Consider the following 12,415-nt stretch of genomic DNA (forward strand, 5'->3'; position numbering starts at 1 on the left):
AGCCGGAAGCGAGCGAGGCAGATGATCCTCATCGAGCGCAGCGGGCGGGTGGAGGCCCCGATCGACACCGTCTGGGATGTGGTGCGGCAGGCGGAGTTGCTTGCCGATTGGCTCGCCGACGTGCGCCGGGCCGAAGTCGTCGCCGGTGAACCCCGCCGGATGCGGGTTCACACCGCCGATGGTGCCGCGGCCGATGTGGAGGTCATCTCCTACCAGCCGCCGAAGCTCATCGCCTGGCGGGAACGGGCCGCCGGACCAGGTATCCGAGCCGAAGCCCGCACCGAGGTCCAGGTCGAGCTGACCCCCGAAGGTGACGGCACGGCGGTGCGGCTGACCGTGGTGCGTTGGCCCGCCAACCAGGTCAGCGCCACCTTGCTGAGCCTCGGCAAGCACCGGGTCGGCGCCGACCTGGAAGCATCACTTCGCCGGCTGGCTGATCTCGTTGGGCCGCCGCTCGTCACTGGGCCGCCGCTGGCCGGTACGCCGCGGGCCGGATCGCCGGCAGAGACCGACGCCCGGGCGGCCGACCTCTGCTGACGTGCCGCGTCGGTCCGGGCGGAGCTCCGCCCGGACCGACGCACGCGCGGGAGATCCTCAGGAGTCGCCGCCGGTCTCCCCGACCGGCGCGGCGCCGACGTCGTCGATCGCGTACTTCTTGGCTGCTCCCGCCGGTACCTCGGCGGGTACGTCGCCGCGCAGTGCCAGCTGGCGCAGCGTCGCCACGGTGATCGACTCGGCGTCGACGTGGAAGTGCCGGCGCAGCGCGTGCCGGGTGTCGGACAGCCCGAATCCGTCGGTGCCCAACGACGTGTAGTCGCCCGGCACCCAGCGGGCGATCAGATCCGGCACCGCCCGCATCCAGTCGCTGACCGCGACCACCGAGGCGGGTGCGTCGGCGAGCGCGGCCCGTACGTACGGGACCCGCTGCTCGCCGCTTGGGTCGAGCAGGTTGTGCTGTTCGCAGGCGACCGCCTCGCGGCGTAGCTCGGTCCAGGACGTCACCGACCAGACCTCGGCCGCGACCCCCCAGTCCTCGGCGAGCAACTGCTGGGCCTTGAGTGCCCACTGCATGCCGGTGCCGGAGGCGAGAACCGTCGCCCGTGGGGCGTCGGCGTCGTCGGCCCGGCTCACCTGCGGCGCCGCCGCGTACCGGTAGAGCCCTTTGACCAGGCCGTCGACGTCGAGGTCGGCGGGCTGTGCCGGCTGCAGGATCGGCTCGTTGTAGACCGTCAGGTAGTAGAAGATGTTCTCCGGTGACTCGCCGTACATCCGGTGCAGGCCGCTCTCCACGATGTGCGCGATCTCGAACGCGAACGCCGGGTCGTAGGCCACCACCGCCGGGTTGGTGGCCGCGAGCAGGTGCGAGTGCCCGTCCTCGTGCTGCAGGCCCTCGCCGTTGAGCGTGGTCCGCCCAGCCGTCGCGCCGAGCACGAAGCCGCGCGCCATCTGGTCGGCGGCCGCCCAGAACGCGTCACCGGTGCGCTGGAAGCCGAACATCGAGTAGAAGATGTACAGCGGGATCATCGGCTCGTCGTGGGTCGCGTACGAGGTGCCGGCGGCGGTGAACGAGGCCACCGAACCGGCCTCGTTGATCCCCTCGTGCAGGATCTGCCCGGCGGTGGATTCCTTGTACGACAGGAACAGCTCCCGGTCGACGGCGGTGTACTTCTGCCCGTGCGGCGAGTAGATCTTCTGAGTGGGGAACAACGAGTCCATGCCGAAGGTCCGCGCCTCGTCCGGGATGATCGGCACCCAACGCTTGCCGAACTCGCGGTCCTTCATCAGATCCTTGAGTAGCCGGACGAACGCCATCGTCGTGGCGACCTTCTGTTTGCCGGAGCCGCGCTTGACGTCGCCGAAGCGTTCGCTGGCCGGCAGCGGCAGCGGGCGGGCGGCGGTCCGCCGGCTGGGCACGTACCCGCCGAGGGCCTTGCGGCGCTCGTGCAGGTAGGTCATTTCCGCGGAGTCGTCGGCCGGGCGCAGGTACGGCGGCAGATACGGGTTGGCTTCCAGCTGTTCGTCCGGGATGTCCAGGTAGAGCCGGTCCCGGAAGGTCTTCAGGTCGTCCAGGGTCAGCTTTTTCATCTGGTGGGTGGCGTTGCGGCCCTCGAAGTGCGATCCCAGCGTCCAGCCCTTGATCGTCTTGGCCAGGATCACCGTCGGCTGGCCGGTGTGCTCGGTGGCCGCCTTGTACGCCGCGTACAGCTTGCGGTAGTCGTGCCCGCCCCGCTTGAGGTTCCAGATCTCGGCGTCGCTGAGCTTGTCGACCATCTTGCGGGTACGTGGGTCGCGGCCGAAGAAGTGCTCCCGGACGTACGCCCCGGACTCGGCCTTGTAGGTCTGGTAGTCCCCGTCGGGGGTGGTGTTCATCAGGTTGACCAGCGCGCCGTCGGTGTCGGCGGCGAGCAGCGGATCCCACTCCCGGCCCCAGATCACCTTGATCACGTTCCAGCCGGCACCCCGGAAGAAGGCCTCCAGCTCCTGGATGACCTTGCCGTTGCCGCGCACCGGACCGTCGAGCCGCTGCAGGTTGCAGTTGATCACGAAGGTGAGGTTGTCGAGCTCCTCGCGGGCGGCCAGACCGATCGCGCCGAGCGATTCCGGCTCGTCCATCTCCCCGTCGCCGAGGAACGCCCATACGTGCTGGTCGGAGGTGTCCTTGATGCCCCGGTGCTGCAGGTAGCGGTTGAACCGGGCCTGGTAGATCGCGTTGATCGCGCCGAGCCCCATGGAAACGGTCGGGAACTCCCAGAAGTCCGGCATCAGTCGTGGGTGCGGGTACGACGGCAGCCCACCGCCGAGCCCGGCGTGCGACAACTCCTGCCGGAAGCCGTCGAGGCGCTGCTCGGACAGCCGGCCCTCGACGAAGGCGCGGGCGTACATGCCGGGCGAGGCGTGCCCCTGGAAGTAGATGTGGTCACCGCCGCCGGGGTGGTTCTTGCCGCGGAAGAAGTGGTTCATCCCGACTTCGTAGAGCGACGCCGCGCTGGCGTACGTCGAGATGTGGCCGCCGACGCCGATCTCCGGTCGCTGCGCGCGGTGCACCAGCACGGCGGCGTTCCACCGGATGTACGCCCGGATCCGCCGCTCGATCATCTCGTCGCCGGGGAACCAGGGTTCCCGCTCTGGCGGGATCGTGTTGAGGTAGTCGGTGGTGGTCAGCGGCGGGACCCCGACCTGGCGCTCCCGGGCGCGTTCCAGCAGGCGCAACATGACGTAGCGGGCGCGTTTGGCGCCGCGTTCGTCGATCACTCCGTCGAGTGACTCGACCCATTCGCTGGTTTCCTCTGGGTCGATGTCCGGAAGCTGGCTCGGTAGGCCGTCGCTGATCACCGGGCGCTTGCGTTCCGTGGCCACAGGCGTTCCCTCGGGTGTGTGTGGGATAGGTCTCTACAGACCATCCTGCCCCCTGAAGGCCGGTTGCGTCACGCGCGGTCGCCAGAGAGGCGATCTGGGACACAGATACCGGCCGGTAATTCTCGGGCAACCTGCCCGCCACAGCCTGCCGCCGCCACGGCCTGGCGCTTTCAGCCGGCGAGGAACGAGAAGCGGACCTTTCGCTCGGCGTTGTCCCCGTTCGGGTCCACCAGGCAGACCGACTGCCAGGTGCCGAGCGCGAGCCTGCCGGCGAGCACCGGCAGGGTGGCGTACGGCGCGACGAACGCCGGCAGCACGTGATCGCGACCGTGCCCCGGCGACCCGTGCCGGTGCCGCCAGCGGTCATCGGTGGGCAGCACGTCGTCCAACGCGGTGAGCAGGTCGTCGTCCGAGCCGGCACCGGTCTCGATGATCGCGATGCCGGCGGTGGCGTGCGGCACGAACACGTGCAGCAGCCCGTCGCCGCGCCCGGCGGCGAACCGGCCGGCCTCGGCGGTGATGTCCCGCACCACCGGACGGGAACCGGTGCGGATCGAGATGACCTCGGTGTCCATGCCGGCCAGTCTGCCAGCCGGGCGGGTCCGGCCTGTCGTCGCGGGCCCGGCACCGCCCGCCGACGTCTGCCGGACGTCGGCCGGACTTCTGCCGGGACGTCTGCCGGACGACCGGGTACCGGACCCGCAGCGCTGTGGCTAGACCGCGATGTCGCGGCCGGTGAACCGCCAGGTGCCGACGGCGACCAGCACCGCGGTGGTACCGGCGAGCAGCAGTACGCCGCCAGCCTGTACCCCGTTGACCAGTGGATCGCCGCCCAGGTACCAGTGGAACGGCGACAGGTTGCGCGCCCACTCCAGCCCCTGTACCTGGGGCAGGACCGCGTTGGCGAAATAGCCGAGTACGGCCACCGCGGCGCTGCCGCCGATAGCCATGGCCCGACTGCCGGTAGCCGCGCCGATGGCGAAGGCGAGGGCGCCGAACACGGTCCCGAACAGGGTCAGGTGCAGACACATGGCGGCGAGTCGACCCAGGCCGACGGAGGTGTAGTCGGCCGGTCCGCGGACCGCGGCCAGGGCCAGCCAGAGCAACGCCACGACGAGCACGATGCCGATCAGGACGGCGCCGAACCGGTGCAGGGCGACCCGGACCCGGCCGACCGGGTGACTGAGCACCAGATCCAGCGTGCCGGCGTCCTCGTCCCCGGCGATCGCCCTGGTGCCGGCGGCGATCATGAAGACGGCGGTGAGCATCGGGATGAGCATGCCGAACACGGCACTGCCCAGGTAGCCGGTGGGGCTGGTCACGTCGTCGAAGTTGAGCGCGTCCAGCAGGGCCTGCGGGTAGGCGGCCATGGCGTCGGCCATCTCCGGGGTCTGCATGGTCGGCCAGAAGGACGCGTACATGGCGCCGACGCCGGCGATGGCCAGTGCCCAGCCCAGCAGTGACCGGCGGGCGTCGTGCAGCGACTTGGTGAACGGGTTACGCAGCAACACCGTCGGTCTCCGTCCGCTCGTAGTAGCTGAAGAAGAGGTCTTCCAGATCGGGCTCCTCGGCGAGGAAGCTGACGACGGTGTGCCGACTCGCCGCCTTGACCAGCGGATCGGCCCGCCCATCGAGCCGACAGCTGAGCCGGGTGTCCTGCACGGTGACGTCGCTGAGTCCGGGAACCGCCGCGAACTCGTCGGCCGACACCGGGTCCTCGAAGACGATCTCGACTCGGCGTACCGCCCGTTCGCGCAGGTCCTCGACCCGCTCGACGGTGATCAACCGGCCGTCGCGGATGATGCCGACCCGGTCGGCGGTCTGCTGCACCTCACTCATCACGTGTGACGACATGAAGATGGTCTGACCGGCGGCTTTCGCCTCGCGGACCATCGCCGCGAACTCCTGCTGCAGGAACGGGTCCAAGCCACTGGTCGGCTCGTCGAGGATGAGCAGCTCCGGTGAGTGCATGAACGCCTGCACCACGCCGAGCTTCTGTCGGTTGCCCTTGGACAGTCCTTTGATCCGCCGGCCGAGGTCGAGATCGAGACGCTCGGCGAGCCCGGTGATCCTGGCAGCCGGTACGCCACCGCGCAGGTTGCCCAGGTAGGTGAGCAGTTCGCGGCCGGTCTGCCGGCCGTCGACGATGAAGTCACCGGCCAGGTAGCCGATCCGTCGGCGCAGCGTGACGCCGTCGCGCCGTGGGTCGCGGCCGAGTACCTCCACGGCGCCGCTGGTCGGCCGGATCAGGTCGAGCAGCAGCCGGATCGTGGTGGACTTGCCGGCCCCGTTGGGACCGAGGAAGCCGTACACCTCGGCGGTGCCGACCTCGAGGTCGAGGCCGGTGAGGCCGCGGTTGCGGCCGTAGGTCTTGACGAGTTGCTCGGTACGGATGGCCGGGTCAGCCATCGGACCTCGCCTCCTTGCGTTCGTGATTGGTGGGCGGGGGTTGGCGCTGTGCCTTGAAGCGCTCGAACAGCCGGGGCATCTCGCGGTCGACGAACGCGTAGAAGTCGCGCAGGTAGACGAGCCGTTCACTGCCGTTGGCCCGTGGACCACCGGCCAGATCAATGCCTCGTTCCAGTAGGTCGCGGAATATCCGAAACTTGTATGAGACGTCGGGTTCGGTCAGGCCTGCCGGGTTCAGTCGGTACGCCGTGCCGCGCCGGCCGTGCGGTGCCGGCACCCGGTGCACCAGGTTCACCCGCTCGAGGGACCGAACGTTGGTGCTCACCGACCCTGGGGACAGGTCGAGAGCTGATGCGATGTCGGTGCCGGTCTGACTCGGCGGGTCACAGACCAGCAGCCAGCCGAGGATCTTGCCGGCCGTCGGGGTCAGGCCCATCCCGCTGAGCACGACGCCGACCTCCTCGGCGTAGCGGCGGTTGGCCGGAAACTCGGGCAGCATGATCATTCCTTGTTGCGAACGTTCAGAAGTTTCTGAACAGAGTACAACAAGCCGTCGAGGCCCAGCGTCGGGCCCGCGGCGCGCTACCGGGTGGTTGGTCGCCCCGCCGCGTAGCATCGCGACCATGACCTCCCCGGCCACGAGCGTCGCCAGCTGCTCCGACCCGGCCGGTCGGCCGCCCCGGCGGCCTCCGGTGGCACTGCCCGGCGAGGGTGGGTAATGCTGTCCGACGTGACCACCCCGCAGGACCTCGACGAACGGTTCCGCACCGCGGTTGCCGTGATGGACGTGGCAGCGACCCGCCGATCGACCGACCAGCCGGTCCGAGACGGCACCGTCCTCACCGGCCAGAGCGCACTCGGCCTGTTCGACGCCCAGCTCACCAGCCGCCATCTCGACCTGGCCAAACGGTGGCTACGCAGCTTCGGCGAAGGTTTCTACACCGTCGGGTCGTCCGGACACGAAGGCAACGCGGCGCTCGCCGCCGCGCTACGGCTGACCGATCCGGCCCTGTTGCACTACCGCTCCGGGGGGTTCTACTGCGCGCGGTTGGCCCAAGCCGTGCGGCGGTCGGTCGGTGCCGGCGGCACCGACGGCCTCGGCGGTACCGGCACCGCCGAACCGGACGGCGAGGCTGCCGAACCAGGACCGGACCCGGTCACCGACGCCGCCCGACACATGCTGCGCGGCGCGGTGGCCTCGGCGGCCGATCCGATCACCGGGGGCCGGAGCAAGGTCATCGGCGACATGGCGCTGAACATCATCCCCACCAGCGGCACCGCCGGTGGTCACCTGCCGCGTGCGGTCGGACTCGCCCTCGGCATGGAACGGATGACCAGACTGGCGGCGGTGGCCCGCCCCCGGCAGCCGGGCCTGGCCCGCTCACCGGCCGGCGGTCGTCCGTACCTCGAACCCCGTTCGCCCTGGCCGGACGACGCGATCGTGGTCTGTACCTTCGGCGACGCGTCGATAAACCACGCCAGTGCGGTCGCCGCGTTCAACACCGCGGGCTGGGCCGACCACGCCGGCCTGACGGCACCGGTGCTGTTCGTCTGCGAGGACAACGGTCTCGGGATCAGCGTGCCGTCGCCCGAGGGCTGGGTCACCGCGGCGCTGCGGTCCCGGCCGTGGCTGCACTACCTCAGCGCCGACGGCTGCGACCTGGCCGAGACGTACGACGTGGCGGGCGAAGCCGCCGCCTGGGTCCGCGAGCACCGCCGGCCCGCCGTGCTGCACCTGTCCACGGTGCGGCTGATGGGGCACTCCAGCACCGACGTCGAGTCGGCGTATCGCAGTGTCGAGCAGGTCGAGCGGGACGTCGCGCGCGATCCGCTGGTGAGCACCGCACGGCTACTGATCGCCGCCGGTCTGACCACCGCCGACGAGGTGATCGCCCGCTACGACGAAGTCGGCTGGCAGGTACGCAAGGTCGCCGAGGAGGTCATCGGCGAGCCCAAGATCGAAACCGCTGCCCAGGTGGTCGCCACCACCGCGCCCAAGCGTCCGATCCGGGTCGCCCGGGTGGTCACCGACAGTGGCGCCCGGGCAGCCGGCGCGGCGGCCGCCACCCGTGCGGCCACCCTCGGCACCCGGCTGCCCGAGGAACGCGGACCGATGACCCTGGCTCAGACCATCAACGCCGTCCTCGCCGACGCGCTGCTGACGTACCCGGCGATGACGGTGTTCGGTGCCGACGTCGCGGCCAAGGGCGGCCTGTACGGGGTGACCGCCGGTCTGTCCGAGCGGTTCGGGCCGAACCGGGTGTTCGACACCACCTGTGACGGCACCTCGATCATCGGCCTCTCTCTTGGTGCCGGGCTGGCCGGGCAGTTGCCGGTGCCGGAGATTCAACAGCTGACCTACCTGCACAGCGCCGAGGAACAGTTGCGCGGTGAGGCCGCCGCGCTGCAGTTCCTCAGCCGGGGCGGCTACCGCAACCCGATGGTGCTACGCCTGCCCGGGCTGGCGTACCAGGACAGCCTCGGCGGGCACAGCGACAACGACAACTCCCTCGCCGTCCTGCGCGACATCCCGGGCCTGGTGATCGCGGTGCCGGCCCGGGCCGAGGACGCCGCTGGACTGCTGCGGTCCTGTCTGGCCAGCGCGGCCGTGGACGGCAGCGTCTGCGTCTTCGTGGAACCGATCGCCAGTTACGACCTTCGGGACCTGCACACCGCCGACGACGGCCAGTGGCTCGCCCCGTACACCCCGCCGGGGCAGTGGGGCACCGGGCACGTCCCGGTCGGGAGGTCCCGCAACTATCTGGTCGACAGCGGCGCCGATCTGACCGTCATCACGTTCGGCAACGGCGTACGGATGTCGTTGCGGGTCGCCGCCCGGCTGGCCCGCGAAGGCGTCGGCACCCGGGTCGTCGATCTGCGCTGGCTGGCACCACTGCCGGTCGCCGACATCGTCCGGGAAGCCACCGCGACCGGTCGGGTCCTCATCGTCGACGAGACCCGTCGATCCGGAGGGGTCGGCGAAGGGGTGCTCGCCGCTCTGGTCGAAGCCGGGTACGTGGGCTCGGCCGCCCGGATCGCCGCGCTCGACTCCTTCATCCCGCTCGGTCCCGCCGCGCATCAGGTCCTGGTTGGCGAAGATGCCATCACCCAGGGTGCCCGAGCGCTGCTGGCGGGGTAAATTCCGGTGAACTCGGTGCGCCACTTGCGCCGGCCGGCACAACTGTGTGAACTACCCGCTATCGGTGTCTGACGGATACCGGCAGCTCAAGACGAGGAGGCAAGCAACAGTGAGCGCGACCGCTGGTCAGGCCGCCGACGGCGTACGGAGCCTGGCGGACCGGTTCGGCATCGAGCCGGGCATGGTGGTCATGGAGATAGGCTATGACGACGACGTCGACCAGGATCTCCGCGACGCCCTGACCGACCGCTGCGGCGAGTTGGTCGACGAGGACACCGACGAGGTCGTCGACGCGGTGCTGCTGTGGTACCGCGACGGTGACGGCGACCTGTTCGAGTTGCTCGTCGACTCGCTCGGCCCGCTGGCCGACAACGGGGTGGTGTGGCTGTTGACGCCCAAGGCCGGGCGTGACGGCCACGTCGAGCCGAGCGACATCAGCGAGTCCGCGCCCAGCGCGGGACTGCAACAGACTTCCATGGTCAACGCCGGCAAGGACTGGAGTGCCGCCCGGCTGGTGCTGCGCCGTGGGGCCAAGGCCAAGAAGTGAGTGAAGGAGCGCACATGCCCGTCGAGGTCGGCACGCAGGCACCGGAGTTCACCCTCAAGGACCAGAACAACCAGGAGGTGCGGCTGGCCGACTTCCGCGGCGACAAGGCGGTCCTGCTGATCTTCTATCCGCTCGCCTTCACCGGCACCTGCCAGGGCGAGCTGCAGGAGGTCCGCGACAACATCGACGTGTACGTCAACGACGACGTGCAGACGCTCACCGTCAGCGTCGACTCGGTCTACAGCCACAAGATCTGGGCCGGGCAGGAGGGTTTCCAGTTCCCGTTGCTGGCCGATTTCTGGCCGCATGGCGCGGTCGCCCAGGCGTACGGGGTGTTCAACGACGCCGCCGGCATCGCCAACCGGGGCACCTTCGTGATCGACAAGGCCGGGGTGATCCGCTTCGCCGAGATGAACGGACCGGGCCAGGCCCGCGACCAGTCGGTGTGGCGCAAGGCCCTGGCCGACCTCGGGGACTGACCGGCCCCGACGGGCCAGACCGGCGGCGTCGTCCGACGGCGGTCACGTGTGCGCGTTCCGCAGCGTGGGACGGTGCCTCCGGCCCGCCGGCCGTGGCACGGTAAGCTAACCGGCGCCGGGATCGGTCGATCCGCCGCGCCCGGGCGCGTAGCTCAGCGGAAGAGCACTCGCCTTACAAGCGAGGGGTCGCAGGTTCGAAACCTGCCGCGCCCACCCGAAACGCGTACCCGGACGCGGCCTGCGAAGGCGGTAGATCCGATGGTCGGGCCCGGAGTGCTGCTCGTAGGTCGCGTGGTACAGCTCCAGCAGCGCCCGCCACGCCAGCACCGCAGGCGGCGGGATGCGGCACTCCGGCAGCCGCCCGTTCGCCAGCGGTTGGCGCAGATGCTCCCCGCGATCAGCGGAACGTATTGAGGACGGCGCCATCGCTCGCACGTCGCCACGCAGTCCAGCCGGCCTGGTCACCAACTTGGGCGCCGGGTGCTCAGGCGACTCAACTGGATTGAGCCAGTTTGAGGCCGTTAGCGAACACTGGCCGATAGCTGGCTTGAGCCAGTTGCGGTAGGGTCCGAGGTTGTCGGACCTACCGAGGACAGGCGGAAAGACATGGACGAGCCGACCGGCGTCGACAAGCGACCACCCAGCCGCCGCATAGCCGATGACCTGCGTCGAAGCATTCAGACCGGAGCGCTTGCACCCGCAGACAAGCTGCCATCCGAGCGGGAACTTGCCTCCCGGTACGGCACGGCACGCAACACCGCCAGGGAAGCGATCAGCATCCTGCAGGGGGAGGGCCTAGTCGTCGCGCAGCACGGGCGAGGCGTCTACGTCCGCCCCAGCCGACCTCTGATGCGCCTCGGCGCGAACCGCTACTCCCGCCAGCTCCGCGACGAGACGGGACTGTCGCCGTTCCGCATCGAGGTCACGAAACAAGGACGCGTACCCCGGACCGAATGCCGGTCCGTCACCCGTGACAGCCCCCCGCCGGACGTCGCTGAACGCCTCGGCCTCGACGCGAACACCGCGACGGTCATCCGGCGGGAGAACTGGTACTTCGCCGATGACGAGCCGGTACAGGTCGGCGTGACGTACATTCCTGTCGGCGTCGCGGACGGATCGCCGCTGGCGACTGAGCGGACTCTTGGCAAGGGCAGCATCTACGCGAGGTTCGATGAACTCGGCCACCGGATCACCCGCATCCGGGAAGAGATCTCAGCGAGGATGCCCTACCACGACGAGTCGACCGGGTTCGGGATGCCGCCCGGCGTACCGGTCATCGAGGTGCTGCACACCAGCTTCGACGAGCAGCACACGCCGTTCGAGGTCACCAGGTTCGTGATGCGCGGTGACCTGAACGGCCTGGACTACGACATGCCCGTAGAGGACTGACAGGACCGTCTGATGAGTCGAGGCAGTCTCGTCCGGCTGGTGATGCTCGCGTTGCTCTGGGGGTCAGGGTTCCTCTGGATCAAACTGGCGCTACGCGGCTTCACCCCGGTGCAGATCGTCCTTGTCCGCCTGGCCATCGGTGCACTGGTGCTCATCCCCGTGGTCCTGCACCGGGGGCTGCGGTTCCCGGCCGACCGAACAACATGGGGCCATCTGTTCGTCGCGGCGCTGGTCGCCAACGTGATCCCGTACACCCTGTTCGGCATCGGTGAGCAGACCGTTGACTCCGGTGTCGCCGGGGTCCTCAACGCCACTACGCCCCTGTGGACGGCGTTGATTGCCTTCGTCGTCGGTACCGACCGCACGGCGACGTGGTCGCGGGGAGCGGGACTGGCGCTCGGCTTCGTCGGCGCGATTGTCATTTTCACCCCGTGGGAGTCGGCCAGCGAGATAGCCAGCTGGGGAGGGCTGGCGATCCTGGCGGCATCCGCCAGCTACGGAATCTCCTACGTCTACATGGGCACGTTTCTCACCAATCGGGGAATCCCGCCGATCATGCTGTCCGCCGCGCAACTCGTCGCCGGAACGATCCTGATGATCCTGGCCCTGCCGCTCGGTGGACTGACCGTGCCTGACCTTCGCTTCGACGCGGTGATCAGTCTGCTGATCCTGGGTGTACTCGGCACCGGGGTCGCCTACGTGCTCAACTACCGGCTCATCACCGATGACGGCCCTACCCTGGCATCCACGGTCACCTACCTGCTTCCGGTCGTCGCGGTGATCCTCGGCTTCCTGGTCGTCAGCGAGCAGGTGACAGCGTCCGTGATCCTCGGGATGCTCCTGGTCCTGGTGGGCGTCGCGCTGGTCCGACGCCGACCTCGACGGACCGACGTCACCCTGCCACTTGGAAGGAACCGGAATGATCGTCGTTGACCAGAACTTCGTCCGACTGATGCGTAGCCTTCGACAGAAATACGGATTGTCGTTTCGGGACCTGGCAAGGAAGGCGTCTGGCCAAGGCTCTGGACGCCTGCCTCAACGCCGAAGGTCAGCTTGCGCGACTCGTGACCACCGTTCCCGATAACCAGGAAACGG

Annotated in this window: 10 protein-coding genes, 1 tRNA gene and 1 pseudogene; 7 read left to right on the top strand and 5 right to left on the bottom strand. The window is 69.4% G+C overall.

Features of this window, described 5'->3' with window-relative positions:
* Nucleotides 1-21 precede the first annotated feature (21 nt).
* Nucleotides 22-441, top strand: a pseudogene (locus ACN27F_RS28485) (SRPBCC family protein); the annotation flags it as partial.
* 153 nt (nucleotides 442-594) lie between these two features.
* Here the strand turns inward: ACN27F_RS28485 and aceE are convergent.
* The 5 genes from aceE to ACN27F_RS28510 form a co-directional block, all read right to left on the bottom strand.
* Nucleotides 595-3,357 carry a pyruvate dehydrogenase (acetyl-transferring), homodimeric type gene (gene aceE / locus ACN27F_RS28490; RefSeq protein WP_421438548.1) on the bottom strand — a complete coding sequence of 921 codons (2,763 nt, stop codon included), beginning with the start codon at nucleotides 3,355-3,357 and terminating at the stop codon, nucleotides 595-597.
* Nucleotides 3,358-3,527: 170 nt separating this feature from the next.
* Nucleotides 3,528-3,932 (bottom strand): YjbQ family protein, encoded by a 405-nt coding sequence (locus ACN27F_RS28495; protein WP_421438549.1) that lies wholly within the window; start codon nucleotides 3,930-3,932, stop codon nucleotides 3,528-3,530.
* A gap of 138 nt (nucleotides 3,933-4,070) precedes the next feature.
* Nucleotides 4,071-4,868, bottom strand: a complete 798-nt coding sequence (locus ACN27F_RS28500; RefSeq protein WP_421438551.1) for an ABC transporter permease subunit — start codon at nucleotides 4,866-4,868, stop codon at nucleotides 4,071-4,073.
* Nucleotides 4,855-5,766 carry an ATP-binding cassette domain-containing protein gene (locus ACN27F_RS28505; RefSeq protein WP_421438553.1) on the bottom strand — a complete coding sequence of 304 codons (912 nt, stop codon included), beginning with the start codon at nucleotides 5,764-5,766 and terminating at the stop codon, nucleotides 4,855-4,857. Before ACN27F_RS28505 ends, ACN27F_RS28500 begins: the two co-directional genes overlap by 14 nt.
* Nucleotides 5,759-6,265 (bottom strand): GbsR/MarR family transcriptional regulator, encoded by a 507-nt coding sequence (locus ACN27F_RS28510; protein WP_421438555.1) that lies wholly within the window; start codon nucleotides 6,263-6,265, stop codon nucleotides 5,759-5,761. The genes ACN27F_RS28505 and ACN27F_RS28510 overlap by 8 nt, the downstream gene beginning before the upstream one ends.
* A 219-nt stretch (nucleotides 6,266-6,484) precedes the next feature.
* On the opposite strand from ACN27F_RS28510, the gene ACN27F_RS28515 reads away from it, so the two are divergent.
* From ACN27F_RS28515 to ACN27F_RS28540, 6 genes are all read left to right on the top strand, one after another.
* Nucleotides 6,485-8,905, top strand: coding sequence for a thiamine pyrophosphate-dependent enzyme (locus ACN27F_RS28515; protein WP_421438556.1), 2,421 nt, complete (start codon nucleotides 6,485-6,487; stop codon nucleotides 8,903-8,905).
* A gap of 109 nt (nucleotides 8,906-9,014) precedes the next feature.
* Nucleotides 9,015-9,452 carry a DUF3052 domain-containing protein gene (locus tag ACN27F_RS28520; RefSeq protein ID WP_421438557.1) on the top strand — a complete coding sequence of 146 codons (438 nt, stop codon included), beginning with the start codon at nucleotides 9,015-9,017 and terminating at the stop codon, nucleotides 9,450-9,452.
* Nucleotides 9,453-9,466: 14 nt separating this feature from the next.
* Entirely contained in the window at nucleotides 9,467-9,931 is a 465-nt protein-coding gene (locus tag ACN27F_RS28525) for a peroxiredoxin (RefSeq protein ID WP_421438559.1), read from the top strand.
* A gap of 141 nt (nucleotides 9,932-10,072) precedes the next feature.
* A tRNA-Val gene (locus ACN27F_RS28530) sits at nucleotides 10,073-10,144 on the top strand.
* A 393-nt stretch (nucleotides 10,145-10,537) separates the two neighbouring features.
* Nucleotides 10,538-11,320: a GntR family transcriptional regulator gene (locus ACN27F_RS28535; protein WP_421438561.1), complete on the top strand. Its 783-nt coding sequence runs from the start codon at nucleotides 10,538-10,540 to the stop codon at nucleotides 11,318-11,320.
* Between the two features lie 12 nt (nucleotides 11,321-11,332).
* Nucleotides 11,333-12,253, top strand: a complete 921-nt coding sequence (locus ACN27F_RS28540) for a DMT family transporter (RefSeq protein ID WP_421438563.1) — start codon at nucleotides 11,333-11,335, stop codon at nucleotides 12,251-12,253.
* The last annotated feature ends 162 nt before the right edge of the window (nucleotides 12,254-12,415 follow it).

Source organism: Solwaraspora sp. WMMB335 (assembly GCF_049179075.1).
Lineage (GTDB): Bacteria > Actinomycetota > Actinomycetes > Mycobacteriales > Micromonosporaceae > Micromonospora_E.

Excerpts from the sequence above, each read along its gene's own strand:
- ACN27F_RS28525 (WP_421438559.1), top strand. The coding sequence starts at position 9,467 with ATGCCCGTCGAGGTCGGCACGCAGGCACCGGAGTTCACCCTCAAGGAC.
- ACN27F_RS28505 (WP_421438553.1), bottom strand. The coding sequence starts at position 5,766 with ATGGCTGACCCGGCCATCCGTACCGAGCAACTCGTCAAGACCTACGGC.
- ACN27F_RS28535 (WP_421438561.1), top strand. The coding sequence starts at position 10,538 with ATGGACGAGCCGACCGGCGTCGACAAGCGACCACCCAGCCGCCGCATA.
- ACN27F_RS28540 (WP_421438563.1), top strand. The coding sequence starts at position 11,333 with ATGAGTCGAGGCAGTCTCGTCCGGCTGGTGATGCTCGCGTTGCTCTGG.
- ACN27F_RS28495 (WP_421438549.1), bottom strand. The coding sequence starts at position 3,932 with ATGGACACCGAGGTCATCTCGATCCGCACCGGTTCCCGTCCGGTGGTG.
- ACN27F_RS28510 (WP_421438555.1), bottom strand. The coding sequence starts at position 6,265 with ATGCTGCCCGAGTTTCCGGCCAACCGCCGCTACGCCGAGGAGGTCGGC.
- ACN27F_RS28515 (WP_421438556.1), top strand. The coding sequence starts at position 6,485 with ATGCTGTCCGACGTGACCACCCCGCAGGACCTCGACGAACGGTTCCGC.